The 25,160-nt window shown below is 63.8% G+C and carries 20 protein-coding genes; 5 read left to right on the top strand and 15 right to left on the bottom strand.

Features of this window, described 5'->3' with window-relative positions; translation table 11 throughout:
• Window positions 1-7 precede the first annotated feature (7 nt).
• Window positions 8-1,081: a glycosyltransferase gene (locus ACNQPB_RS10185; RefSeq protein ID WP_498751345.1), complete on the bottom strand. Its 1,074-nt coding sequence runs from the start codon at window positions 1,079-1,081 to the stop codon at window positions 8-10.
• Between the two features lie 11 nt (window positions 1,082-1,092).
• On the bottom strand, window positions 1,093-2,880 hold the full coding sequence (locus tag ACNQPB_RS10180; protein ID WP_498751343.1) for an ABC transporter ATP-binding protein: 1,788 nt from the start codon (window positions 2,878-2,880) through the stop codon (window positions 1,093-1,095).
• A gap of 160 nt (window positions 2,881-3,040) precedes the next feature.
• Between ACNQPB_RS10180 and ACNQPB_RS10175 the strand changes: the two genes are divergently transcribed.
• Window positions 3,041-4,039, top strand: coding sequence for a glycosyltransferase (locus ACNQPB_RS10175; RefSeq protein WP_498751341.1), 999 nt, complete (start codon window positions 3,041-3,043; stop codon window positions 4,037-4,039).
• Between the two features lie 62 nt (window positions 4,040-4,101).
• Here the strand turns inward: ACNQPB_RS10175 and ACNQPB_RS10170 are convergent, their stop codons facing one another.
• Both ACNQPB_RS10170 and ACNQPB_RS10165 read right to left on the bottom strand, forming a co-directional pair.
• The gene (locus ACNQPB_RS10170) at window positions 4,102-4,473 is read right to left on the bottom strand and encodes a DUF2304 domain-containing protein (RefSeq protein WP_498751339.1); all 372 of its coding nucleotides are present in this window, start codon (window positions 4,471-4,473) and stop codon (window positions 4,102-4,104) included.
• 3 nt (window positions 4,474-4,476) lie between these two features.
• Window positions 4,477-5,115, bottom strand: a complete 639-nt coding sequence (locus ACNQPB_RS10165) for a glycosyltransferase family 2 protein (RefSeq protein ID WP_498751337.1) — start codon at window positions 5,113-5,115, stop codon at window positions 4,477-4,479.
• A gap of 146 nt (window positions 5,116-5,261) precedes the next feature.
• Between ACNQPB_RS10165 and ACNQPB_RS10160 the strand changes: the two genes are divergently transcribed.
• Entirely contained in the window at window positions 5,262-7,244 is a 1,983-nt protein-coding gene (locus ACNQPB_RS10160) for a DUF6541 family protein (protein ID WP_498751335.1), read from the top strand.
• A gap of 34 nt (window positions 7,245-7,278) precedes the next feature.
• Here the strand turns inward: ACNQPB_RS10160 and ACNQPB_RS10155 are convergent, their stop codons facing one another.
• Window positions 7,279-8,379, bottom strand: coding sequence for a glycosyltransferase family 2 protein (locus ACNQPB_RS10155; RefSeq protein ID WP_498751333.1), 1,101 nt, complete (start codon window positions 8,377-8,379; stop codon window positions 7,279-7,281).
• 85 nt (window positions 8,380-8,464) lie between these two features.
• Here ACNQPB_RS10155 and wecB point away from each other — a divergent pair, with 85 nt between their 5' ends.
• Window positions 8,465-9,529, top strand: coding sequence for a non-hydrolyzing UDP-N-acetylglucosamine 2-epimerase (gene wecB / locus ACNQPB_RS10150; RefSeq protein WP_498751331.1), 1,065 nt, complete (start codon window positions 8,465-8,467; stop codon window positions 9,527-9,529).
• A gap of 67 nt (window positions 9,530-9,596) precedes the next feature.
• On the opposite strand, the gene ACNQPB_RS10145 is transcribed toward wecB, so the two are convergent.
• The 9 genes from ACNQPB_RS10145 to glf form a co-directional block, all read right to left on the bottom strand.
• Window positions 9,597-10,760 (bottom strand): glycosyltransferase family 4 protein, encoded by a 1,164-nt coding sequence (locus ACNQPB_RS10145; protein ID WP_498751329.1) that lies wholly within the window; start codon window positions 10,758-10,760, stop codon window positions 9,597-9,599.
• On the bottom strand, window positions 10,757-11,752 hold the full coding sequence (locus ACNQPB_RS10140) for a Gfo/Idh/MocA family oxidoreductase (protein ID WP_498751327.1): 996 nt from the start codon (window positions 11,750-11,752) through the stop codon (window positions 10,757-10,759). Before ACNQPB_RS10140 ends, ACNQPB_RS10145 begins: the two co-directional genes overlap by 4 nt.
• Window positions 11,752-12,843, bottom strand: a complete 1,092-nt coding sequence (locus tag ACNQPB_RS10135; RefSeq protein ID WP_498751326.1) for a DegT/DnrJ/EryC1/StrS family aminotransferase — start codon at window positions 12,841-12,843, stop codon at window positions 11,752-11,754. The genes ACNQPB_RS10140 and ACNQPB_RS10135 overlap by 1 nt, the downstream gene beginning before the upstream one ends.
• The gene (locus ACNQPB_RS10130) at window positions 12,840-13,436 is read right to left on the bottom strand and encodes an acyltransferase (protein WP_498751324.1); all 597 of its coding nucleotides are present in this window, start codon (window positions 13,434-13,436) and stop codon (window positions 12,840-12,842) included. The genes ACNQPB_RS10135 and ACNQPB_RS10130 overlap by 4 nt, the downstream gene beginning before the upstream one ends.
• A 60-nt stretch (window positions 13,437-13,496) precedes the next feature.
• Window positions 13,497-14,786 carry a nucleotide sugar dehydrogenase gene (locus ACNQPB_RS10125; RefSeq protein WP_498751322.1) on the bottom strand — a complete coding sequence of 430 codons (1,290 nt, stop codon included), beginning with the start codon at window positions 14,784-14,786 and terminating at the stop codon, window positions 13,497-13,499.
• A 132-nt stretch (window positions 14,787-14,918) separates the two neighbouring features.
• Window positions 14,919-15,650, bottom strand: coding sequence for an ABC transporter ATP-binding protein (locus ACNQPB_RS10120; protein WP_498751321.1), 732 nt, complete (start codon window positions 15,648-15,650; stop codon window positions 14,919-14,921).
• 1 nt (window position 15,651) lies between these two features.
• Window positions 15,652-16,530, bottom strand: coding sequence for an ABC transporter permease (locus ACNQPB_RS10115; RefSeq protein WP_498751319.1), 879 nt, complete (start codon window positions 16,528-16,530; stop codon window positions 15,652-15,654).
• Complete coding sequence (locus ACNQPB_RS10110) at window positions 16,527-18,437, bottom strand: glycosyltransferase (RefSeq protein WP_498751783.1); 1,911 nt, start codon at window positions 18,435-18,437, stop codon at window positions 16,527-16,529. Before ACNQPB_RS10110 ends, ACNQPB_RS10115 begins: the two co-directional genes overlap by 4 nt.
• Window positions 18,438-18,529: 92 nt before the next feature.
• Window positions 18,530-19,717 (bottom strand): UDP-galactopyranose mutase, encoded by a 1,188-nt coding sequence (gene glf / locus ACNQPB_RS10105; RefSeq protein ID WP_498751317.1) that lies wholly within the window; start codon window positions 19,715-19,717, stop codon window positions 18,530-18,532.
• Between the two features lie 196 nt (window positions 19,718-19,913).
• Here glf and ACNQPB_RS10100 point away from each other — a divergent pair, with 196 nt between their 5' ends.
• Window positions 19,914-23,993 carry an FtsK/SpoIIIE domain-containing protein gene (locus ACNQPB_RS10100; protein WP_498751315.1) on the top strand — a complete coding sequence of 1,360 codons (4,080 nt, stop codon included), beginning with the start codon at window positions 19,914-19,916 and terminating at the stop codon, window positions 23,991-23,993.
• 5 nt (window positions 23,994-23,998) lie between these two features.
• Here the strand turns inward: ACNQPB_RS10100 and ACNQPB_RS10095 are convergent, their stop codons facing one another.
• Entirely contained in the window at window positions 23,999-24,490 is a 492-nt protein-coding gene (locus tag ACNQPB_RS10095; RefSeq protein WP_498751314.1) for a hypothetical protein, read from the bottom strand.
• A gap of 236 nt (window positions 24,491-24,726) precedes the next feature.
• Between ACNQPB_RS10095 and ACNQPB_RS10090 the strand changes: the two genes are divergently transcribed.
• Window positions 24,727-24,975 carry a WhiB family transcriptional regulator gene (locus ACNQPB_RS10090; protein WP_003804966.1) on the top strand — a complete coding sequence of 83 codons (249 nt, stop codon included), beginning with the start codon at window positions 24,727-24,729 and terminating at the stop codon, window positions 24,973-24,975.
• The last annotated feature ends 185 nt before the right edge of the window (window positions 24,976-25,160 follow it).

Below are 25,160 nucleotides of genomic sequence, written 5' to 3'. Positions count from 1 at the left end.
CCCGCCATCAACGGTCCCTCCTGTAAAGCTTGAGCCTGAGCAGGTGCCTTACCGTGCTCTCGGGATGCAGATTGGTCCACACCGAACGGCACAAAACCCGGTTTCGATAACTCTCGCGCTCGTACTCGGCCAGCGACCGGACAAGCAGATCCGTGGAAAGGGATCCGGCGCCCAGGACATGGAACAGCCGGAAATCGGCTGCCGGGAGCGGCTTGCTGAAGCCAGGCGCAAAAGCGTTCAAACGGCAGGCGAACAATTCCGCTGCTGCTGTGTCGGATTCATTCCAGTCGGCTCCCGATCCCCTACGGAACAGCGCGGCGAGCAATTGCACCCGAGCCAACTTGATCGCAATTGCCCGCCGTTCCCGGATCGTCAGGGATTCAAAGAAGCCCCAGTCGAGCCGGTTGACCGCTTCAAACTCCTGCTCGAGGGGCAGTACTGCGGTGGTGACGCGGTCGGTGGCATCTGCCCCGATGACATAAAACCCCTGATTCGGGCGTTCGATTCTCTGCCCGGAAAACCAGAGCCGCAGCCCGAGGCCAAGGTCTTCCCCGGTGCGGAGCCCCTCTTCAAAGGAAAGCGGTCCGGATACGCTGAGGTCCCGTTTCCATACCCCCAGCGGCGCCGTCGCGTACGCAAGACGATCACGGACCGGGTCCAGGCTGTGGACCCGTCCCGGGCGAACGCGGGGAGTCCTGACAATTTCGCCGCTCTGGTGCTTGAGTGGTGCCACCAGGATTCCGGCTCCGGTGTGGGCCAGTGTCAGCCTCCATTTGTCCAGCGCCCCCGGCTCGAAAAAGTCGTCCGATCCCATGACTCCCACGTAGTCCGCCGTCGCGGACTTCAACCCGTAGTTCAAGGGGCCGGCCGGCGAATGGACCCCGTCCTTCAGCTCCAACAAGCGCAGCGGGCCGGATACGTCCGCCAACTGATAGGCAATTATTTCCTTGTCGATGTTGTGGCAGACGACCGTGACCGAAACGGAGGCGGCATCGTTTCCCGCAAAACAGGAACTGACTGCCCTCGCAATCGGACGTTCCGCAGAGTGGACCGGAATGACGATCTCGATGCTCGGAGTCATTGCGTGCCGTCCTAATCGATAAGTCCGGCCAGGGCAGCCTGGTGTGCAAACTCCGGCACCGTCTCAACGAGTTCGCTGAACGTCCCCGAAGCCTTCACTTCGCCGTTTGCCAAGTAGTGGATGCAGTCTGCGTGGCGGATGGTCGAAAGCCTGTGGGCAACCAGAACCACGGTGACTTTGCCGTGCAGATCCCTGATGGAGGAACTGATCGCATCTTCGGTTGCGTTGTCGAGGGCGCTCGTCGCCTCGTCCATGACCAGGACCGAGGGTTTGGCGTACAGGGCACGTGCAATTCCCAGCCGCTGCCGCTGGCCTCCGGACAACGACAATCCCCGCTCCCCCAGGCGCCGGTCCATCCCGCCGTCGCGCTGTTCGACGACGTCGAGCATCTGGGCTCCGGCGAGGGCTGTCCGCACGCTGTCCCTGTCAAAGTCATCGCCCCAGGTCAAAGCCACGTTCTGGGCCACGGTGGCGTCGAAAAGGGACACTTCCTGGGGAACATAGCCCACCCTGGAGCGCCAGTCCGCGGCGGCAGCAGCCAGCGGGACTCCGCCCACGCTGATTTGGCCCCTGCTTGGTTCCATGAGTCCAAGCAGCAGATCGACCAGCGTCGACTTGCCCGCCCCCGAAGAGCCGACGAAGGCAACGGTGCTGCCGAAGGGGATGGACAGGCTCACATCCCTCAGGGCGTAGTCGGCATCTTCCGAGTAGCGGAAGCTGACATTGCGGAAGTCCAGGCTCGCTGCCCCCTCAGGCAGGTCCTCCCCTTTGCGCTCGTTCCGGCGCTCGTGCGCGAACTTCTCGACGGATTTGATGTCTGCCACGACGATTTCCGCGTGCGGCGCGGACGATGAGGTCTGCGAGATGATCGACTGGAAGCGCTGGATCGAAGGGGCCATGCGGAACCCGGCGAGGGCGAACATCGCCACAGACGACGTCGCCTGGGTGACCCCGCCGGCCCAGAAACCAACCAGGCCCACCACCACGAACCCGCCGATGAGGGCCGATTCGAGGACATAGCGGGGAACGATGCCAAGCAACTGGATGTTCGCCCGGGCACGGGACGTGTGGATGCGGTTGTCATGCACCACCTGGGCCACATCGGCGGACTTGTTGCGCAGCGTCACTTCCTTGAGGGCCCCGACCATTTCGGTAAGGAGCTGTGCCACGCGGAAGGAGTAGTCGCGGTTCACCCGGCCTGCCACGATCGAGCGGCGGGAGACGAAAACGTAAAGCACCCCGCCGATCAAGCCCAGGTACACCAGTGAGACAACCGCGGTGAGCGGCTGGGAAGCCGCAAGGATCACGACAACGACAACAAAGGTCAGGATTTCGCCGACGATCGAAATTGCCGGGAGCAGGAACCCTGCAATGGTGTTCGCGATGCCTATGTCGGCAATCCGGACCAGTTCCGAAGAGTTCCGCCGCAACCTTTCAACCCACGGGGCTGCCAAGTAGGCGTTGAAGAGCCGGTCGCCCATGGCGAGCTCGAAATAGGCAAGTCGCCGGGTCGCCCACCACTGAAGCACGACGGCGAAGACGCCCTTAAGCACGATCAGTAGGCAGATCAGGCCGATCACGACGTAGAGGGCGGATCCGTCAAGCACGACATTGATCACCGGTACGCGCCAGGCCGTCCCTGTGACCATGGGCGTGAGGACCAGGGCAAGAAGCCCCATCGCGAAGGCGTCAAAGAGCGAGAGCAGCGCCAGCGCCAGCGAATAAACCCTCAGAAAGCGGACCCCGTTGTCGGGAAGGATGGTCAGGACATTCTTGAACGTGCTCCATAGGGCCCTCACCTGACCCCCGCTCCTACGGTTTCCGGCCGCATTTCGATTGCTCGCGGCCCTTGCCCGGGGCGTGGATCTCCTGATTTAGTCACCACAGCATTCTACGTGCTGGGCACGGCGCCCCCGTGCGGGCCGGGGAAAGCCGCGGGCGGATGCCATAATTTTCAGCATGACCCCGAGCCGAGAACCCAGGATCATCCACTTCAATGATTGCGCGAATGTGGCCAGGACCCTTGTCGAAGCAGCATCGCGGACCGGGCGTTCGTGGGACTATCTTCCGCCGGAAAAGGTCAGGCCCGCCGGTGGTTTCGGAAGCGGGCCGGCCGCACTGCTGAAACAGCTCCCCTACCAAACGCGGCACCTCGCAGCGTTGGCGATGCACGACGTCGTGCATGTCCATTACGCAACGTCGGTCAGCTTGCTTCGCAAGCCGTATCTCCCACGCCGGCCCTATCTTCTCCACCTGCACGGCACGGATATCCGCACGCAGTGGAAAGATCCTGCATTCCGGCCGCAGATCCAGTCCGCGATCGACGGCGCCCATGCGGTTTACTACACGACCCTGGACCTGGCGGAAAATGCGACGGCGGCCCGGCCCGATGCCGAGTACATGCCTGCACCCGTGCTCTTCGACCGGCTTCCGCAATGGCAGCCGGTACGCGAACCACTGCCCCGCGTCGTCTTCGCCTCCCGTTGGGATGATTCAAAAGGACTGGAGACGCAGTTGCGGACCGCTGCCGCGCTGTCGCGGGCTGTAGCGGGCAAGGCTGAACTGCTAGGACTTGATTGGGGACCGGGCGCGGGTGACGCCCGTGCTGCAGGAGTCCGGCTGGTTCCGAAGATGGACCACGGCGCCTACCTTTCCTTCCTCGCGTCCGCAGAGGTGGTCATCGGGCAGTCGACGCCGGTCCTCGGCCTGAGTGAGCTTGAGGCCATTGCCGTGGGGGCTGTGGTCGCTTGCCCCGGTACCCAAATGCGCGGACCCGCAGGGAAGCCGCCGGTCCTGGAGGGGACCGTGGATGAAATTGTCGGCCAGGTCCTCGACTGCCTCGGCGACGGAGGCACCACTGCCAGGCGGCTCGACGGCGCGGAGTGGGCCCGTTCGAACCACGACGCCGCCACTTGGGTGCCTGTCCTCGAAAAGGCGTACCGGGCCGCCGTCGGATAGCCGGCCGCGGCGGCCGGGGCCAGCGGCAGTACCGCAAGCGGAACTACAAGCGAAGCGGCAAATCAGCGGGGCTGGCGCGGCTCTTCGGCCTCGTTCTCCCAGGGCTTGCCTGTCTCGTCCAACGCGATGCGCCGGGCCAGCTTGGTCATGGTGCTTTCCATTTGGCGGAAGCGCTGGAACGTCGTGGCCGTGTAGATCAGGAAGGCGACGATGAATCCGTAAAGGACCAGGTCGGTGCCCCGCCCGACGCCGAAGAAGTGCGCGACGGCACTCAGGATCTCGGGGAAGATCACAGACAGGGCCGCGATGAAGGCGAAGAGGACCAGGAAGATCCTCCGGATAGCCATGTGACGGGCATTGACCCCGCCCCGCATCAGGGCGAGCGACATCAGAATGACGGCGAGGACCAGGACTACTTGGACGAAGATCTGCACGTTTTACCTAAAGAAGAGGTCGGCGATGATGTTCACGGAGTTCCACAGGGACTGGCCCTTGGCCTTGGAGTAGTCCGTGTAAATGATCTCCACTGGGTGCTCCACCCAGATCGGCTTTATGGCCGCCAATTGATTGACAAGTTCCGAAGCGTGAGCCATGCGGTTTTGTTTCAGGTCGATCTTCCGCAGCGTCCGGACACCCAGCGCCCGCAGGCCATTGTGGGCATCGGTCAGTGCCATGCCCGTGGACATCCGCGATTGGATGGCAGCTGTCCTGAGGACAATGCGCTTGGCGGTGCTCACTTTCGTGCGTCCGTCAAGGAACCGCGAACCCAGTACGACATCCGCCTCGCCGGAGATGACCCGCGCCACCATGGCGCGTGCGTCCTCCACCCGGTGCTGTCCATCGGCGTCGAAAGTGACAACGCAGTCAAGTTCCGGGTCCTGCAGGGCGAAAGAGAAACCGGTCTGGAGGGCAGCACCCTGGCCGAGGTTCACCGGGTGCTGCACGACGACGGCGCCCGCCTCCCTGGCGACCTTCTGGGATCCGTCGGAGCTGCCGTCGTCGACACAAACAATGTTGGGAAAGTGGGGCAGCAGGCCTTGTATGACGGTGCCGACAACGGTGGCTTCGTTATACATAGGTATGACTATCCAAGTGCGGCTCACCGCTCCAGTATTCCATAACTCGACGCGCCGATTGCATCAGGCACGCACCCGGCCTGCCTGGACGAGGATGCCCTGACAGGTCTGTAAAGTAGTGCGTTGACCAAGGCGTAGGAGAGCTGATGAGCTGGACCGGAACGATTCCGACGATAGTGGCCGCCTTGGTGGTCCTCTTCCTTCCGGGGAGCATCCTCGCCCGGGCCATGGGCGCCCGCGGCCTGACCCTGCTCGCCGCCTCTGCCCCGTTGAGCACCAGCATCGCGGCTGTTGCGGCCATCGTCGGCCAGTTGCTCCGTGTTCCCTGGTCCCCCCTGGTCTACGCAGCCGCCGCGCTTGTTGCAACGCTCGCCGCCGCAGCGGTCCGGTACCTGTGTCTCCGCCGGAGCAATGCTTCCGGCGCGGCGTTGCACTTCACGTTCCCGTCGCTGCCGGCACCGGCGCGCATGGCGGCATTCTTCCTGGCCCTCGCAATACCGGCCGCGCTCATCGGCGCACGCTTCGTACAGATCATCGGCGAACCGGAAAACATCTCGCAAACGTACGACAACGTCTTCCACGTGAATGCCCTCAGATTCATCCTGGAAACCGGTAAGGGCTCTTCCCTGACCTTGGGGAACCTCAATCCGGTATCGAACTCACTGAGCTTCTACCCTGCTGCGTGGCACGACGTGGTCGCCCTGGTCCTTCAGTTAAGCGGTGCGTCCATCCCTGTCGGGATCAACATCACCAACATCGTCGTGGCGGCGCTGGTGTGGCCGCTTTCCGCGATGTTCCTTGTTTCACGCATCACCGGCCAGCGGGTCATCCCCATGCTCATGGCCGGCGCCCTCGCCGCAGGCTTCAGTTCCTTCCCCTACCTGATGATCGATTTCGGCGTGCTGTTCCCGAACCTGCTGTCGATTGCGCTCTTGCCCTTCAGCATGGCTGCTCTCATTGCCTGGCTCGGGATCGGCCGTAGCTCCGGGGGCAGCAGGCACCTCCTTTTCTGGCTGCTCGCCGCCTCCTGTGCAGGACTTGCCCTGGCGCACCCAAGCTCCCTGATGGCGTTGATTGCCTTTGCTGCCCTGCCCGTGTTCGCGTGGCTGATCAGGACCATCCGCAAGGCCGGTTCCTACAGCCGCCCCGTGCCGACGGTGATTGCCTCCGTTGCTGCCGTGACCGCGTACGTGGTTGTCGCCGTCGTGCTGTGGATCAAGGTCCGGCCTTCGGCCTCGGCATCCTTTTGGCCCCCACGGGAAACCATCCCGCAGGCAATCGGCGAGTTCATCACCAGCGCCCCCCAAGGGCGCCCGGTACCCTGGCTGATTTTCCTGATGACGCTGGTCGGCATTTCGGTGCTGGTCCGGTCCCGCAGGGACTGGTGGGTCCTGGCCTTGTTCGGGGTGTGCGGCGCCTTTTTTGTTGTCGTGTCCGGCTACCCGGTGGGAACCTTGCGCTCATTCCTGACAGGCGTTTGGTACAACGACAGCAACCGCCTGGCGGCGATCCTTCCGGTCACAGCCTTGGTGGTTGCGGCGAGCGGCGCCGGATGGCTGGTGGAACAGCTCCTTCACCTGCTGCGGACGAGGGCACCGCGGCCCTGGCTACGTAACCGGGCATCCGCAGCCGTAGCCCTGCTTGTTGTTGCGCTGGCATCCGCTGCCCTGACGCAGGGGAATTCCGTTGGCCACGAGGCAGCGCAGGCAACCGTGATGTACCGCGCAACCAAGAACTCACCGCTGCTCTCTTCGGACGAGCTGGCCCTGCTTCAGCGGCTCGACACGCACGTCCCGGAGGGCGCCACCGTCATCGGCAATCCGTGGACCGGCGCCTCACTCGTTTACGCGCTAAGCGACCGCACCGCCATGCTGCCGGCCGTCGGAAGCACCCCGACTCCTTCCCAGCGCCTGATCCTCGACAAAGTCGACAAAGCGGCGAGCGATCCGGCTGTCTGCGCGGCACTGAAGGAGCAGAACAGCTACTACGCGCTTGATTTCGGCACGCTGGAAGTCAACAACGGCAAGCATCCCTACAAGGGCCTGGCCGGGCTCTCGGGTGCCCCGGGCATCCGCCTGCTGGATTCGCAGGGGACTGCACGCCTGTACGAGATCACGGCCTGCCGCTAGGGCCCGCTCCCGTCCTCCGGCTTTGGACGTCGCCTCACAGGAGGGCCGAAGCCAGCATGAAGCGGAGGGGCGCCTCGGGCGCGAACTGGGCACTCCAGCGTTTGGCCAGCAGGGTCTCCGGGCGTCCGAACCTGCGGCGGGCAGCGGCGAGTCTGGCGAGTTCAGCGTCCGGCCGGTCCGGGTCCAGGATGCAATCCAGCAGCCGGACGTCGGCGATCGACAGGACGTCCCTACAACCCGGGGCGGCCAGCTGGAGCGTTCGGGCTACAGCTGCCAGACCGGCACGGTCCGCCGGATCCCATGTACCCCTGCCTGAGCGCAGATGCGCCGTTCCGAAAACATGGACGCGGATGAGCTTGGTCACCACGGCTTGCCGGGCCGCGGCGGGCATCGAGCGGAACCATCGTTCTTCGGCCAAATCCGTCGCGAAAGACAGGTCGCCTGAGACCGGCCGCAGTTCGGAGGTCACACGGTCCTGCGCATCTGCCCCCACAACATAGCTGCCCGCCCTCCGCGCGTAATCGATGCGGCCGCCGCCGAACCACAGTTTGGCGGAGAATTCCTGGTCCTCCCCGGAACGCCTGCCCTCGCTGAACCGCAGGTCAAGCCGCTCAATCTCCGAGCGGCGCAGCAGGCCGAGCGGTGCAGTGCGATAGCTCAGGCGGTCAAGGACCGGATCGAGCGCGCGGCTGCGTCCCACCCGCACCGGCGGAGTCCGGACCTTCGCACCGTTGGCGTGCCGTTGCGGTGCAATCACGGCGTCGGAGGCATGCTCTCTTGCGACCGCGAGCCAGCCGGCCAGCGCGCCTTCCTCCAGATAGTCGTCGCTGCCCATGATTGAAACGAATTCAGCTTCGGCTGCCGCGACGCCCATATTGAACGGGCCGGCGGGGCTGGGAATCCCGTCCTGGCAACTGAGGAAGCGAAGGGCGCCTTCGGGTGCCGGGGCCAGCTTCGAACGGATCAATCCGGGCTCGATGTTGTGGCACACGACCGTGACCCGCACTCCCCCGTTAACACCCGGGGCAAGGCCCGCATCAAACACTGAGGCGACCGCGCGCTCCACCGGTCTGCTCTGGCTGTGGACAGCGATCACGACGTCGACGGCGAGGGACGGGCTGCTTCGAGTTTGCACTTCCGCAGGTTACCACCGGAGCCCAGCACCCCCTTGCCTGCCGGCAACGCCGGAGGCGGCTGCCTTTGCAACTAAGCTGGAAGGCATGCGTATTCTCAGCGTCGTCGGCGCACGACCCCAGTTTGTAAAGTTGGCACCCATAGCCGCCGCCATGTCAGGGAGGGCCGAACACGTCATCGCCCACACCGGCCAGCACTATGACGAGCTGATGAGCGACGTGTTCTTCCGCGACTTGGGCATCCCCGAGCCGGACTTCAACCTTGGGGTCGGATCCGGCAAGCATGGCGCCCAGACCGGTGCCATGCTTGCCGGCCTGGAAGAAATCTTCGAAAAGGCCTCACCCGACTGTGTCCTCGTCTACGGCGACACCAACTCGACACTGGCAGCGGCGGTCGCTGCAACCAAGATGCACATTCCGCTGGCGCACCTTGAGGCGGGGCTGCGGTCCTTCAACCGGCGCATGCCGGAGGAGCACAACCGGGTCCTGACGGACCACAGTTCAGACCTGCTTCTTGCCCCCACCGAAGTGGCGGTTGCCCATCTGGCGTCCGAAGGCCTGTCGAAGCGCACCGTGCTTGTCGGCGACGTCATGACTGACGTCTTGTACCAGGTCCGCGACAAGCTCTCGGAACAGCCCATGGACTTGCCGCTGGACTTGCCGGCGCAGGGCTACTACGTCTGCACCATCCACCGTCCGGACAACACGGACTCCCCCGCCCGGCTCTCCGAAATCATCGCCTCGCTTGCCTCCCTGTCGAAGCCCGTGGTCCTTCTCGCGCATCCGCGCCTGCTCAGCCTCGCTGACAAACACGGAATTGAGCTGGCCCAAGGGGCTGTCAGGGTCGCATCTCCTCTGGCATACCCGCAATTGATCAACGCCGTCATGAACAGCGCAGGCGTCATCACCGATTCCGGCGGCCTTCAGAAGGAAGCCTTCCTGCTCCGGGTTCCGTGCACCACCATCCGCCCGGAAACCGAGTGGGTTGAGACAGTCAACCTCGGTTGGAACACGCTTGTGAGCAAGGACCTGTCCGTCCTTGCCGCCACCGTCGAAAGGCCTGCCCCCGAGGCAACGGATGCCGCCCCATACGGCGACGGCAGCGCCGCGCACCGCACGGTTGATGCGATCCTGGCGGCGTTCGGCGGCTAGGCCCACTTCCCGCGGGACGCAAAAGGACTCCGGATTCCATCGGAATCCGGAGTCCTTTTGCGTCGTATCAGCGGTTGCCGGTGATCTGTCCGATGACTTCCTTCGCGGCCAGCCGACCAGATGCAGCCAATGAGGCGTTTCCGGCGACCCAGCGGGTCCTGGCTTCCCCGCCGCCGTCGCCGTTTTCAAGGTAGCCGAGCATCGCCTCGGCGACCGAACGATGGTCGTATCCGGGTGCCACACCGAGCGCGTTGTCCGCGACCACTGCGGCACCGTCCCCTTCGCCCGCAAAGATCACGGGTGTTCCGCAGGACGCCGCAGCGTAGATTTTGGTGGGTTTGGCAAAATCGTAGCCGGCACCGGGCTTGATGCTCACCAGGGCGGCGCTTGCGCCGCGGATCCATTCCGCAGCCCGTTCCGGCGGAACCACTCCGCCAAAATGCACATGCTCCGGTGCGATGAGGCCTGCCAATTGACGCAGGTGCGGTTCATCAGTGCCTTGACCGAAGAACCTCAGTTTCACTTCCGGGCGGTGTTCCCGCACGACTTCGAGCGCTCGGATGAATACCTCTGCACCCTGCCACTCGCTCATCGTTCCGGTGTACACGAAATACGGGACCGTCTCGCCCGCGGTGTTGCCGGACGGGCCGAAGACCGTCGTATCGATGCCGTTGCCGACCACGCAGATCCGCGCCGCGGGGATGCCGAAGCGGCGGACTTGTGCGGCCACAGGTTCCGAGACGGCGATGACCTTGGCCGCACGCTTGAGGACGAAACCTTCGACGGCGCGCATCGCGCTGACGACGACGGAAGGGACCTGGGTGGCGGCAAGCGCCTCAGTCCAGACGTCCGCCGCGTAGTAGACGTACGGGCGGCGGCGGATCCACGAGGAGAGCGCCACCGCCAAACCCGTTGTCGGCGGCGGTTCGGAGACGACGACGTCGGCCCTGCACAGCAGCAGCCTCAGGAACGCGGGGATGTCGAAACTCAGGTACTGAATGTATCCGCGGACGTTGCCCCCTGGGTCGCGCAATACCGGCCAGCGGCTGGTCCGGTACTGCGCCGGAAGCGGGGTCGATCCCTTCGGCGGGATCGTGGTCACCACGTGCACGTCCGCGCCGGCCGACGCGAGACCGTCGGCCAGCGCCTTCAGGCGGAACGCCGCAGCGCCGACCTCGGGAGCAAAAAGCCTCGTCGCAATAACGACCTTCGGCTTCTTCTGCGTGGTCACGAAACGGGAACCCGCACCATCTGTCCGGCGTTCGCGGACTGCAGCACGGCTTCGGCGACGCGCAGGGTGTCGAGGCCTTCCTGCATGGTGACCACATCGCTGCGCAGGCCAAGGACAGCGTCACGGAACGCCTCGTGCTCGGTGCGCAGGGGCTCAGGCTTGGGAATGGCGAGGCGGGTGACATTTCCTTCGGAGACGCCGCGGAATGCAGCCATGGACTCCCATTCCGTGGCCACCGTACCGTTTTCGAAGAAGGTCAGGTCGGCCGTTACGGTATCAGCAACGAAGGCCCCCTTCTCACCGGTCACGACCGTGAGGCGCTCCTTCATCGGGGAAAGCCAGTTGACCAGGTGGTTGGTGATGACCCCGCTGGAAAGCTGCCCCGTGGCCGTGACCATGTCCTCGTGCGGGCGGCCGCTGCGGGTCGTCGTCCGTGCATAGATCGTCTCGAAGCGGCTCTGCGCGAGCCATGCCGTGAGATCGATGTCATGGGTGCCGAGGTCCTTGACGACGCCGACGTCCGCGATCCGTGCGGGGAACGGCCCTTGGCGGCGGGTGGCAATCTGGTAGACATCGCCGAGTTCGCCGTTGGCAATGCGCTTGCGAAGGGACTGCAGGGCAGGGTTGAACCGTTCAATGTGTCCGACGGCGCCAACCAGGCCTTTTGCTGCGAAAGCATCGACCAGCCGCTGGCCGGCTTCGGTGCTGGCAGCAATCGGCTTCTCCACGAGCGTGTGGACTCCGGCTTCGGCCAAGGCAAGCCCGACCTCTTCATGCATGCCGGTGGGAACCGCAGCGACCGCCATGTCCAGTCCGGCTGCAATCAGTTCTTCGACGCCCGGGAGGACGTTGAGGTCCTTCGCGACGCCATGCGGGTCGCCGTAGGCATCCGCCACGGCGACCAGTTCAAGGCCGTCCACTTCCCGGATCACCCGGGCGTGGTGGCGGCCCATCATCCCCAGGCCGATCAGGCCTACGCGCAAGGCCGCCACTAGGCACCTGCCTGGGCGAGCTTGTTCACCGCGGACACGATCCGTTCCAGGTCATCCTGGCTCAGCGAAGGGTGCACCGGAAGTGAAAGCACTTCCTTGGCCGCGATCTCGGTGTTCGGCAGATCTTCGCTCCGCTGGAATGACGGCAGGCGGTGGTTCGGAACCGGGTAGTAGACACCGGAGCCGATGTTGAATTCCTCGCGAAGGGCCTTGGCCATTCCGTCCCGGTCCTCGGCCACGCGGATCGTGTACTGGTGGTACACGTGCTCGGCACCCTCTGCCACGAGCGGCGTACCGACGCCCTCAAGATTGGCGGTAAGGAATGCTGCGTTGGCCTGCCGCTGTGCCGTCCACCCCAGGACCTTGGTCAGCTGGACCCGGCCGATGGCCGCGTGGAGATCAGTCATTCGGTTGTTGAACCCGACCAGCTCGTTTTCGTACTGCTTCTCCATGCCCTGGTTGCGCAGCAGGCGCAGATTGCGCTCGACGGCGGGATCCGACGTCGACACCATTCCGCCCTCGCCGGAGGTCATGTTCTTTGTCGGGTACAGGCTGAACATCGCGAACTTGCCGAAGGTGCCGACCTTCTTGCCGTTCAGGCCTGCGCCGTGGGCCTGCGCTGCGTCTTCGTACAAATCGACGCCACGCTCGGCCGCAAGCTTCGCGAATGCCTCGGCGGCAAACGGGTGCCCGTACAGGTGCACCGGCATGATTCCCTTGGTGCGCTCGGTGATCAGGGAGGCCACGTGATCGACGTCGAGGGTGTAGTGGTCCAGCTCGATGTCGGCGAAGACCGGGGTAGCACCCGTTGCGGCGACAGAGTTGGCGGTGGCCGCAAACGTGAAGGACGGAACAATGACCTCGTCGCCGGCGCCGACGCCGGAGGCCAGCAGGCCCAGGTGCAGCCCGGACGTTCCCGAGTTCACAGCCACGGACGAGCGTCCGTCCAGGAGGACTTCGGAGAATTCAGACTCAAAGGCAGCCACCTGGGCACCCTGCGCAAGCATGCCGGTTGCCATGACGGCGTCGACCGCGGCACGTTCCTCCTCCCCGATGATCGGTTTGGCTGCGGGAATGAAGTCCTGGCTCATGCGTTGTCCTCCGCCTCTTTCAGGGAATTATCTTGCTCAACATACTTCGCACCGGTCTCCGGGCATACCCAGAGTCCGTCCTGCTGGGAAAGCGGGTGTCCGGCCTTCCCTACCCAGCCCAGCCGACGGGCGGGAACCCCAGCCATCAGCGCAAAGGCCGGAACATCCTTGGTGACCACGGCACCGGCCGCGATGGTGGCCCAACGTCCGATCGTCACCGGAGCAACGCACACCGCACGGGCGCCGATCGACGCGCCGTCCTCGATCGTCACTCCGACGGGCGTCCAGTCGTGGGCGCTCTTCATGGAGCCATCGGGGCTCACAGAGCGTGGGTAGGTGTCGTTCGTGAGGACCACGGCTGGGCCGATGAAAACGCCTTTGCCCAGCTTCGCCGGTTCGTAGACCAATGCGTAGTTCTGGATCTTCGTGTTCTCGCCGATCTCGACGCCGGTTCCGATGTAGGCGCCGCGGCCAACGATGCAATTCGCACCAAGCCTCGCGTCTTCACGGACCTGCGCCAGATGCCAGACCTTGGTTCCCTCGCCGAGGACGGCCTTCTCCGACACGTCTGCACTGGGAGCGATGGTGCTCATCTGTTGACTCCAATCGTGGATGAATTCTTGCCGGGTTCCCGGCCCTGACTGCGCAGCATCTCAGGCCTTGCCGATGACCCGATACGTGACGCCGTCCCAGGCCGCCGCATTGCTCACGCGCCGGCCATCGATGAAGACCTTGACCCCAGGCAAATCCGCGGGGCCCAGCTTCGCGTATTCGGCATGGTTTGCCTGGACGACGGCGGCGTCTGCCGGTTCGCCCAAGTGGTACGCGTTGAAGCCCAGCTTGGCCAGCTCTTCATCCGAGTACAGGGGATCATGCACCACTGCGGTTCCGCCTCGGCGCGAAATGGACTCCACCGCATCGAACACGCCGGAGAACGCTGTCTCCTTGACCCCCCCGCGGTATGCGGCGCCGAGCACTACGACCTTTGCACCGTCGAGATCGCCGTAGGCGCCTTCGAGGAGCCCGATGGTGTAATCCGGCATGTCGGCGTTTGCCGCGCGGGCGGCACGGACAACGGTCGCCTCAGGGTCGTTCCAGAGGTAGAGCCGCGGATAGACAGGAATGCAGTGCCCGCCGACGGCGATTCCCGGCTGGTGGATGTGGCTGAACGGCTGCGAGTTGGAGGCTTCGATGACCTGGTAGATGTCAATGCCCGAGGTACTTGCGAAACGGGCGAACTGGTTGGCAAGGCCGATGTTGACATCGCGGTAGGTCGTTTCTGCCAGCTTGGCCATTTCGGATGCCTCCGCCGAGCCGAGGTCCCACACGCCGTTCGGCCGGTTCAGGTCCGGGCGTTCGTCAAAATCGAGGACCTCTTCGTAAAACCCGACGGCGCGCGCCGCGCCCTCGGCGCTTAGCCCGCCGACGAGCTTGGGGTACTTGCGAAGGTCTTCAAAGACACGGCCGGTCAGCACACGCTCCGGCGAAAAGACCAGGTGGAAGTCATGGCCTTCCTTGAGCCCGGAAGCCTTCTCCAGAGCCGGCTTCCAGCGGTTGCGTGTGGTGCCGACGGGAAGGGTGGTCTCATAGGAAACCAGGGTTCCTGGCCTGAGATGCTTTCCAAGTTCAGCAGTTGCGGCGTCCATCCAGCCGAAGTCGGGCTTGGCCTCGGCATCGACGAACAGCGGGACAACGAGGACCACGGCATCGGCATCCGGAATGGCTTCGGCATACTCGCAGGTTGCGCGCAGCCTGCCCGCCGTTACGGCCTCCGTCAGTTTCTCCTGCAGATGCGCTTCGCCAGGGAACGGCTCCAAGCCGGCGTTGATCTGGTCGACAACACCTTTATTGACGTCGACGCCGACGACGTCATGGCCTTTAGAGGCAAATTGAACCGCCAACGGCAGTCCGATTTTGCCCAGCGCAACAACAGCAATCTTCACGGATTCGACGCCTTTCCAAACGTGGAGCTCAGATCGTGCCGGCCTACGAAGCCGGCACACCAAGGACTAGCTTATCGAGCTTTGCAGGCCCCGAAGTACAGGCGGCTACCCACGAGGGCGCGCCTCAGGGATTCAGACTTCGCCGCGCATCCGGGCCACGGCCTGGTCAATGGGACCGTCGAAGACCAGCTTGCCGTGCTCCAGCAGGACCCCCCGCTGGCAGATCCGTGAGACGAGGTCAAGATCGTGGCTGACCACGACCAAGGTCTTCCCGCCAGCCGCAAGCTCCTGGATCTTGGCGATGCATTTGCGTTGGAACGGTTCGTCACCAACGGCGAGAATCTCGTCCACCAGGAAGACCTCAGGCTCGGTGTGCACTGCGACGGAGAATGCAAGCCGCAAGTACATGCCGGAGGAATAGAACTTGACCTCGGTGTCGATGAACTTGCCGATTTCAGCGAAATCCACGATCGAATCGAAATTCTCATGGATCTCATCCTCGGTCATGCCAAGAATCGCACCGTTGAGGAAGACATTGTCCCTGCCGGAAAGGTCGTGGTGGAAACCTGCTCCGACTTCAATCAAGCCGGCCACCCGCCCCCGTGTCCGTACGGTTCCGCTGTCGGGCACCATGACACCCGAAATGTGTTTGAGCAGCGTGGACTTGCCGGACCCGTTGAAGCCCAGCAGGGCGACAGCTTCCCCTTTGCTGATATCGAGGGAGAAATCCTTCAGTGCATGGAACTTCTCGGAGAGGTCGCCCTTCCGGCCTTTCAGCAGCCAGACCACTGCTTCTTTGATTGACCGGGTGTGCCTCAGGACAAACTGCTTGTTGATGTTGCTGACTTCAATTGCTGTCGTCATCTCAGAGCTCCTGCGCAAAGCGGCCCTCAAGCCTGCGGAATGTCAGCTGGCCCAACAGCAGGATGGCGGCTGAAACCACCACCGCAACGGGCAGCCACAAGGACAACAGGTTCGGTGGCAACGGCCAGCTGCCATCCGTCGTCGGAAGCCAGAAAGCGTAATGGAAAGCTTCCACTCCAACGGTCACGGGGTTGACCTGATAGATGGTGAACCAGAATGACCCCAGCTTGTCGGACACCATGGTCCATGCGTACATGACGGGAGACGCCCAGGTCGCAACCATCAGGAGCATGTCCACGAAGTTCTCTGAATCCCTGAAATAGACGTTGACGGCTCCGAAGAGCAGTCCCAGGCCCGTGGCCAGCAGCCCGACAATGGCAAACCCGCCTACCGCAGCTGCAATCTGCAGGAGGTCGGGATGCCATCCCGCAAACAAACAGGCAGCGAGCAGGATCACAAGCTGTGGAAAGAAGTGCACGGCCGACACCCACACCGACGCCACGGGGAACAATTCGCGCGGAAGATAGATCTTCTTGATCAGCCCGCCATTGTTCACTATCGAGCGCGAAGCGTTACCCAATGCCTCCGAAAAGAAGTTGATCAGCACGATTCCGGAAAACAGGTAGATCGCGTAGTTCGGAAGGCCGTTCGGGTTCCGGGGACTGTGCTCAAGGCCAAGGAAGACGCCCAAGGCAACGTAAAACACAATGAACTGCATGCCGGGCTTCACATACGACCAAAGCAGCCCCAGCACAGAGCCCCGGTAACGGACCTTCAGTTCCTTTCGAACGAGCAGCTTCAGGAGGAACCGGGTCCGGAAGACTTCGCTTAGTCCACCTCCGACACCGGGACGTTCCAAGGCATCCTGGGTGTCGCTCATTTCCCGCTTTCGCTATGGGCGTCGAAGGTCTTTTTCCAGGACGCGAATGAGGTGATCTCCGCAAGCGCATCCTTGTACTGGGTGCTGAGCTTCGGCCAATCCCTCAACAGCTGTGCGTGCAGCCGGGCACTCTCGGCGAGCATTTCGCGGAGCTGCTTGGGGTCCCGCTGGTACCAGGAAGCCCCGGTACCTTCAGCGTTGGACACTACTGCGGAATCGTACTGGGACATCCGCCACCATTTGTTGTCCTGGTGGGCGATGTTCGCCTGCGGACGGGCCCTGCTGGACTCCGCCACGGGCTGCACCAGCTGACGGACCACCATCTTGGCGGCGAGGGGAATGATGGACAGCTTGCTGGGCTGCCTGATTCCGTGACCACGCCGCGGCGGCTTGTCGAGCTTGGGGGCCGGGTAGTGGTCCGGATCGGCAGAAAAGACCGAGTCCGAGAACGAGCCCATCATGCCCCGGATCTCCGGAAGCTTCCCGGGAAGCAGGTCATGGAGCCGGGCAGGGCCTTCCAGCAAATCCCTGAGCGCCATGTTGCGGCCCGTAGCCGTCGCGTACTGCATTGAGACAAGGTGTTTGATATCGGAGTACTGCGATTCCCGCACAACCCTGCCGCCAAATTCGTAGGGGCTGTGGATCAGTGCAGCGATAAACCGGTTCCGGGCGTGGAAATACGCTTGCCACCCAACAAGGTCGTCCTTGTCGATCCACGAGACGTGCCAGACGGCGGCGCCGGGCATCGAGACGGTCGGAAAACCGTGCTGCTTCGCACGGAGGCCGTATTCAGCGTCATCCCACTTGATGAAAACCGGCAGGGACAGGCCAATCTCCCGGATGACCGCCGTGGGGATGAGGCACATCCACCAGCCGTTGTAGTCCACGTCGCACCGGCGGTGAAGCCAGCTCGTCTGGCGCAGGTTGGAGGTGAGGAAGTCGTGCCCCAGAGTCATTTCCTCGTCGGGAAGGTCCGGCTGGAAGCGGTAGGAGTTGACGATCTCACCAAAGGTATGAAGCACTGTCCGGTTGTAGAGATCGAACATGTGCCCGCCCACGATGGTCGGGGTCTTACAGGCGTCCGCAAACGTCAGCAGGCGGATGATGCTTTCGGGCTCGACCACAACGTCGTCGTCCATCAACAGCGCATAGTCGCTGCCGTTCTCCACGGCCTCGTACATCCCACGGGCAAAGCCTCCGGAGCCGCCGAGGTTGTCCTGGTTGATGATGCGAAGCTTGCCGGCGAGTGCTGCGGCGACCTCCGGGAAACCGTCGGCCTCGGCAACCTTCTCGGTGCCTTGGTCAACGAGGATGATTTCCTTCACGTATTCAAGGGCTTCGGGGCTCTCGCTGAGCAAGCGGAGGTTATTGATGCAGAAGGCTGTCTTGTTCAGCGTGGTGATTTCGAGGGTCACCGTCCCGGGCGTTTTCTGTTCGCCTTCAGAGAGCCATGCAGCTTCCTGCAGGACCAGTGGCTTGGAGCCGGCCACCAGGTCAAACCAATACCAGCCGCCGTCGCCGAACGGGGCGAGCGACAAGTCAAACGTGCTGGTCTGTTCGCCGTCCACACGCCGCGAGTCCACGCGCTGCAGGGAGCCCCGGGCATTCGACTTGTACACGATGACGGAACCGATTCCGCTGGTCGCAACCGAGAGTCGGACGTTTTCCACGTTGGTCCAACGGCGCCAGTAGCTTGCCGGGAAGGCATTGAAATAGGCGCCGAAGGACACCCTTTCGCCAGGCCTGACGGAGGTTGAATGCCGGGAGAGGAAATCCTCGACGTGGGCTTCCTTGAGCGGCCCGCTCACAGTCTTTACTGCCTTCTTGTTCCGGGTGTCGGTGCCGGAGGTCGGCAGTTGGAGGCCTGTGGCGCTGCCCGTGTCGAGATAAAGCGGAACCGTGTCCATCTGGCTCTGGCTCGGCAAAATGACGCGCTGGAGCACACGCCACTGGCGCCCTTCTTCTTCCGCTGCTTGTCCAGCTGCTGCTACGCTCACGCTCACGCGTCCACTCCTCCGCTTTCGATGTCCGCACCGCTTTCGAAGTGGGGCCGGATCTTGTTGTCGAACATGGACAGAGCGGAACCAATCGCCATGTGCATGTCGAGGTACTTGTAGGTGCCGAGCCGGCCGCCGAAGAGGACACTCTTCTCCGCGGCCGCGAGGTCGCGGTACTTGAGCAGCTTCTCGCGGTCCTCTGGGGTGTTGATCGGGTAGTAAGGCTCGTCGCCCTTCTCCGCAAAACGGGAGAATTCACGCATGATGACGGTTTTGTCCGTCTGGTAATTGCGCTCGGGGTGGAAATGGCGCGGCTCGATGATGCGGGTGAACGGGACGTCGGAGTCGTTGTAGTTCACCACCGAAGTGCCTTGGAAGTCGCCTTCCTCCAGTACTTCCTCTTCGAAATCGATGGTGCGCCATGAGAGGTCGCCTTCAACATAGTCGAAATAGCGGTCGACCGGGCCGGTGTACACCACGGGGATCTTCCCCGCGACCTTGGACTTGGAGTACTCGTGGGAATCGTCGAAGAAGTCCGTGTTCAGGCGGACTTCGATGTTCGGGTGTTCCGCCATTTTCTCGATCCAGGCGGTGTAGCCGTTGGTCGGCAGGCCTTCGTACTTGTCATTGAAGTAGCGGTTGTCGTAGTTGTAGCGCACAGGGAGGCGGGAGATGATGCCTGCGGGCAGGTCCTTCGGGTCGGTCTGCCACTGCTTGCCCGTGTAGTGCTTGATGAAAGCCTCGTACAGGGGGCGGCCGATCAGCTGGATGCCCTTGTCGTTGAGGTTCTGGGGATCCGTGCCCGCGAGTTCCCCGGCCTGCTCCTGGATCAGCGCCTGGGCCTGGCCCGGCGTCAGGTTCGCCCGGAAGAACTGGTTGATGGTGGCCAGGTTGATCGGCAGCGAGAACACCTCGCCCTTGTGCACGCCGTAAACCTTGTGAACGTAGTTGGTGAAGGTGGTGAAGCGGTTGACGTACTCCCAGACCCGCTCATTCGAGGTGTGGAACAAGTGGGCACCGTAGCGGTGCACCTCGATCCCGGTCTGCTCTTCAGTTTCGCTGTAGGCATTGCCGCCGATGTGGTGCCGGCGGTCAAGGACCACGACCTTCAAGCCCAGCTCAGTGGCGGCCTGTTCTGCGATTGTCAGGCCAAAAAAGCCCGACCCGACGATAACGAGGTCAGCGGTCACAAATTCTCCTGGTTCGAATGCGGGCAGCCCAATAGGGTGCATTGGGCTGCCATCCAAGCCTACCCGAGATGCCCCACCGGCACCCCGGCCCCCGGCTTCCCCGGTTTTCCACATAGGGACACTCCTCCCTCGATGCAGGCCTGCTCCGGACATACCTTGGGAACGGGCCCGCGCCTGGGAGGAAGGAAACACGTCAATGCCATTCCATTGCACTCTGGTCCGCGGCCCGCAGTCTCCGGCGCGGCAGGAGCCTGCCGAACTGACGGTGGAGATCGACGACGGCGGCCCGGGCTCGGAGGTCCAGGCCGCCGTCGCTGCCCGCTTCGGAACGGGCGACCTGACAGTCAAGGGGCTGCAGCTTTCTTCCTTGACCGTCGGCCGGCCCCCGTTGATGCCTGGCGCGGTCCTGGTAGAGGGGGCGGGAACGGACGGGGCGGCCGCTCCCGTGCCAACTCCCGGTCCTGCCGGGCTGCACCTTCTTGTCCACAGCGGCCACGGCGCCGGGCTCGTTGTGCCGCTCGAGCGCGGCACTTATTCAATTGGCCGGGCTAATTGCGGCATAGCAATTCCGGATCCGGACATCTCCCGGGCGCACGCCCTGCTCACGGTTTCTGAAACGTCGGTGTCATTACGGGACAACGGGAGCTCAAACGGAGTGACCGTGAACGGCCGCAAAGTACGCGCGGCTGTGGTTTCCACCGATTCGCTCATTCAATGCGGCAGCTCGCTGATGACCGTCGTCTTCGACGGCACGACGCGCCCCTCCAATCTTGAATCCGCCGGGATCGGGACTGATGAGCCCCTCCGGGTTCCGCGCCGTCCCGAGCCGGCGGGCCGCGCCAATATGGCCCTCATGGCTGGCCTGCCCCTTCTGCTCGGGGTGGTCCTTGCCATCACCACCGGAACGTGGATGTTCCTTGCATTCACAGGCATCTCGGCAGTCTCGGTGTTGGTCCCCATGGCGGCCGGCCGGAGGGAACGCAGGGCATTCAAATCCGCCTTGCGTGCTGCTGAGAGAAAGGACCGCGACCGGAGGCAGCGGGCCGCGCCCTCGGCAGCCGATATCGTCCTCGCGGTTTCCTCCGCACGGTCCGGGCATTCAGGCCCAGCGCGTTCAAGGGCTCCCAAGGCCAGGACCCTTAGCGCTGACTCCATGTCTCCGCAGACGCAGGGTGGAGCGCCAATCCCCGGGGGCATAGCATTGCGCATCGGCACCGGCCGGCAACATGCACGCATTGAGCTCGACCCTCAGGATCCCGGCTTCGAATCCGCGGTCCTGCAGCGCGCCCCGGTAACACTGGACCCCTTGCACCGGGACATATCAGTCGCGGGCCGGGCGGCCAAGACAGCGGAACTGTTCAACTTCCTGCTCATGCAACTCGCCGCGTTTCCCAGCGCATCTTCTTTTCCGGTGATCGTCCATGGTCCCCCGGAACTGCTGCCGCTGAGCGCCCGGTTCCTGCCGCAAACCATGCTCTGCTCGGATCGTGACGCCGCGTTGGAGTCGATTTCCCGGTGCACGGGACCGGGTTTCCTCTTTCTCTTCGGACCGCAGGAACTTCCCGATGCTCCGCTGCGTGAGGCAGCAGACGCCGCCGGATGGACGGCCTTCCGTCGAACCGGAATTGCCGACCCCATGGCCACCATCGGGTTGGGGAACGGCCCCGCGACGCTCCGCTCCGGCGCCAGCCTCCTGTCCTTCGACGCCGACTTCGTGGCCGCCGATGTCTTTGACTCTTTCTGCAGGATCGTCGGGATGTCTACACAACGCGCAGCTGGCCCCGCTAGCGGGCTCCCGGTCAGTTGCAGCCTCGGTGATCTGCTTCCCTGGGATGCACAGTCGATCCGCAGGCGCTGGGAGGAATCCAAGGACAGCCAGGGGCTCCAAGCGGTCATTGGCCGCGGGGAACTGGAGGTCAGGACTCTCGACCTGGTCGACGACGGTCCCCACATGCTGGTCGCCGGAACCACCGGCGCCGGAAAGTCCGAACTCCTCCGCACCGTCGTCGCGGCACTCTGCCTCACACACAGTCCCGAGCGGGTGAACTTCCTCTTCGTGGACTTCAAGGGTGGCTCCGGGCTCGGACCCCTGGCAACGCTCCCCCACTGCGTTGGCCTTCTCACTGACCTCAAGCGGCGCGGCGTTGACCGGGCACTGGCCTCGCTGCGCGCTGAAGTCCGCTGGCGCGAGCAGCTTCTGGCCGAGGCCGGCGTCGAGGACCTCGTCTCGTACCAGGTCAAAGTCCGCAGGAAAGGCGAGGAGTCCCCCGGCAACCACCGCGTGTTCGAGCCTCTTCCGCGACTGGTTATTGTCATCGATGAATTCCGCATGCTTATTGAAGATTCTCCTTCTGCCCTGACCGAACTCATGAGGATCGCAACGGTCGGCAGGTCGTTGGGCATCCACCTGATCATGGCGACGCAGCGGCCACAGGGCGCCATAAGTTCTGACATCCGTGCCAACGTCACCACGAGCATCGCACTCCGGGTCCAGTCGGAGATGGAGTCCCGGGACGTCATCGATTCTCCGCAGGCCGCTGGCATCCCGATATCGCTCCCGGGCCGGGCCTACCTGAGCAGAGGCGCCGAAGGATGCGAACTGTTCCAGACGGCCTCGCTGTCGGGTCCAAGAGAATCGTCCATCCGCCGTCGGATTGTGGCCCATGAGGCAGCCTACGCGCTCGAGAACCCGCCGCCGGCAATCCCGGAGGACGACCGTTCGGGGGGCTTGGAAGGCGCCGGCCTCGCTGGAGCCGGCCCTGCCGTCGAAGGAATCCGGAATGCCTGGTCGGACCCGGAGAGGGTGCAACCGCGACGGCCTGTCGCCGCTGAACTGCCCGAGTCCATCCGGCTGCGGGCAGATGACACAACTCCGGTCCGGGGCCGTCACGCCACAGTCCCCGGTCCCGCCGGGTTCCTGGGTGTCGTCGATCTGCCCGACGAGCAAAGCTCCAGCCCTCTGATTTGGCGGCCCGAAGCACACGGCCACCTTGCCCTGTTGGGTCCGCCCGGAAGCGGCGTCGAAGACGCATGCCTCTCGGTTTCCTCGCAACTACTGTCGGCCGACGGTGAAGTTCATTGCTACATCCTCGACGGCGACGGCACATTTCCCGGGAAACCTTTGCCGCCCCTGGTCGGAGCCGTCGCGACGATCCATGAGCCGCGTAGGGCTGTCCGCGTAGCCGAACGCATCGCGGATGAACTCGCCGCACGGCAGGGCGCCGGCGGCGAGGAAGGTGTTCCATTGCTCCTCGTAATCACCGCCTGGGGGTCCTGGCTTGCCCTGTTTCGCTCAGGTCCGCTGGCCTGGGCCGAAGACCTCATCCACGGCATCAGCAGGGACGGACCCAAGTCAGGCATCCATCTCCTGGTTACAGGCGACCGGGAACTGACGACTTCGAGGCTTTTTGGTGCGCTACCCAACCGCGCATATTTTCCGTACGGAAGCACAGAAGAGAACCGTGCGGCGTGGCCTCGGTTCGCTCCGCTTCAGCCTCTTCCCGCCCGCGCGATGGTCGGCGGACCGTTCCTGGGTGAAGGGCTGGCAGAAGCACAGTTCGCCGTGCCCCCCGAGGGGGCACTATGGCCGTACGGAGCAGCGGCACAGCCAGCGCATCGGGTGTTCCGTGTGGAGCCTCTGCCCCGGAGGATCGCACCGGGCGAAGCCGTCATCCGTTCGAGGAACCATGCTTCAGCGGCGTTGTACGACGGCGCATCCCCGGCAGTGCTGTTGGGCTTGGGAGGCGACGAGCTGGGTCCGGTGGGCATCAGCCTTCCAGCCGGAGCGGCCATTCTGGTTCTGGGTCATCGTGGTACCGGCAAGTCGAACCTTCTGGACACATTGCCCTTGTTGAATCCTGGAATCCATTGGCTGCGCGTCGCACCGGGCTCCGACCCCGTGACCTTTTGCAGGGAGCTGCACAGTCAAGCAAACGCAGGCTCGTTCGATTCCATGGGCATTGCCCTCATCGACGACATCGACCGGCTGGGAAGCGAGGCCGCGGGACTTGCAGCGGCTTTGCCGTCTTTGGGAGTCAGGGTGATTGCCACTGCAACCAGGAGCCAGGGCTTCCCCCAACCGGTTCCCTTGGTCAGTCAGGCACGGGACGAAGGGCGCGGCATTCTGCTTTCACCCCGGCACCCGGCGGACGGCGAGCTCTTCGGGGTCCGGGTGGAGCCCGAGCCAAATGTTCCTGGCCGGGCGGTGCTCATCCAGGATGGCGAGTCGCAGGTCTTCCAGATTCCCCTCGCGGAGTCACCGGGAGCGGAGGCCTGAACCCATCAAAGGGCGCCCGAAGAACCCGCGGGCCTCGAGGCGTAGGCAATGACCTTCTTCTCGAACAGGAAGACTATGGCTGCCAGTGCGGGCACGACCATGGCAAGACCGACGAGGGGCAGACCACTGGTCATGGTGGGAATCCCGATTGACAGGACGAACAGTTGGGTCACAAGCGCCGCAGCACGGGTCCAACGCTGCCCACGGAAAAGAAAGTGCCCCACCGCGAATAGCCCCGCTGCAAAGGCAAGGAGCAAGCCCAGCGTGAAAACAGCCCCCCAGAATGAAGCCACGGGTGCTCCGCTGACAAGCTGGAATGCATACAGACCGGCCGCGGCGAGCAGGGCCATGGCTTCAAGGAGGACGACAACCGAGATCACTTTGATCCCCAAGGGCCTGGGGCCAGGGGCGGCAACCCCGGCGGAACCATCCTTCTGCGGTGTTGCGTCGTCCTTGCGGAAAGGCTCGTTGGCGGGGTTCTCAGAGGGTATTGACACACTGGCACCCTACCGGACATAGTCAAATACCGGCGGCGGGACCGCCAGCCGATGTGATGCATCGCTCACGCTTTAGGGGCATTTCAGAGGCTTGTACCCCTTGTTTACATGGCGTTAACATGACACGCTTGATTCAGACGACCAAGGGGGCCCATTGGGTCCCCTTTTCCTATGAAGCCTCTCGTGAATATTTTCACAAATAGGCCCAGTTCTGACGAATGGAGTGACTGATCAGCATGGATTGGCGTAACCGCGCAGCCTGCCTCGACAAGGACCCCGAGCTTTTCTTCCCTGTGGGAAACACTGGACCGGCCCTTCTCCAGATCGAAGAAGCAAAGAGCGTGTGCCGCCGCTGTCCAGTCGTGGACACCTGCCTGCAGTGGGCACTTGAATCAGGCCAGGACGCCGGTGTCTGGGGCGGCATGAGCGAGGATGAACGGCGCGCCCTCAAGCGCCGCGCTGCCCGCGCCCGCCGCGCTTCCTAGGCCACGGGTTCCTGGCCCGGGTATCCCGGCCGCCTCGCAGGCCAGGCGAATGAACAAACGAAAATGACGTGGGGCGGCCCGGGCCCCATGGTGGGGGCCCCCCCCCCCCCGTGCCCCCCCCCCCCCGGGGGGGGCGGCCACCGGGGGGGTTAACACCCCCAACCCCCCCCCGGCCCCGGGCCCCG

Origin of the sequence: Curtobacterium sp. LFS079, assembly GCF_047977865.1 — a bacterium.
Taxonomy (GTDB): Bacteria; Actinomycetota; Actinomycetes; order Actinomycetales; family Micrococcaceae; genus Arthrobacter.
Note: the sequence above shows the minus strand (reverse complement) of the source record. Positions and strands in the feature narration are given on the sequence as shown.

Excerpts from the sequence above, each read along its gene's own strand:
- ACNQPB_RS10130 (WP_498751324.1), bottom strand. The coding sequence starts at position 13,436 with ATGAGCACCATCGCTCCCAGTGCAGACGTGTCGGAGAAGGCCGTCCTC.
- wecB (WP_498751331.1), top strand. The coding sequence starts at position 8,465 with ATGCGTATTCTCAGCGTCGTCGGCGCACGACCCCAGTTTGTAAAGTTG.
- ACNQPB_RS10185 (WP_498751345.1), bottom strand. The coding sequence starts at position 1,081 with ATGACTCCGAGCATCGAGATCGTCATTCCGGTCCACTCTGCGGAACGT.
- ACNQPB_RS10090 (WP_003804966.1), top strand. The coding sequence starts at position 24,727 with ATGGATTGGCGTAACCGCGCAGCCTGCCTCGACAAGGACCCCGAGCTT.
- ACNQPB_RS10110 (WP_498751783.1), bottom strand. The coding sequence starts at position 18,437 with ATGGACACGGTTCCGCTTTATCTCGACACGGGCAGCGCCACAGGCCTC.
- ACNQPB_RS10160 (WP_498751335.1), top strand. The coding sequence starts at position 5,262 with ATGAGCTGGACCGGAACGATTCCGACGATAGTGGCCGCCTTGGTGGTC.
- ACNQPB_RS10175 (WP_498751341.1), top strand. The coding sequence starts at position 3,041 with ATGACCCCGAGCCGAGAACCCAGGATCATCCACTTCAATGATTGCGCG.
- ACNQPB_RS10100 (WP_498751315.1), top strand. The coding sequence starts at position 19,914 with ATGCCATTCCATTGCACTCTGGTCCGCGGCCCGCAGTCTCCGGCGCGG.
- ACNQPB_RS10120 (WP_498751321.1), bottom strand. The coding sequence starts at position 15,650 with ATGACGACAGCAATTGAAGTCAGCAACATCAACAAGCAGTTTGTCCTG.
- ACNQPB_RS10135 (WP_498751326.1), bottom strand. The coding sequence starts at position 12,843 with ATGAGCCAGGACTTCATTCCCGCAGCCAAACCGATCATCGGGGAGGAG.
- ACNQPB_RS10115 (WP_498751319.1), bottom strand. The coding sequence starts at position 16,530 with ATGAGCGACACCCAGGATGCCTTGGAACGTCCCGGTGTCGGAGGTGGA.
- ACNQPB_RS10165 (WP_498751337.1), bottom strand. The coding sequence starts at position 5,115 with ATGTATAACGAAGCCACCGTTGTCGGCACCGTCATACAAGGCCTGCTG.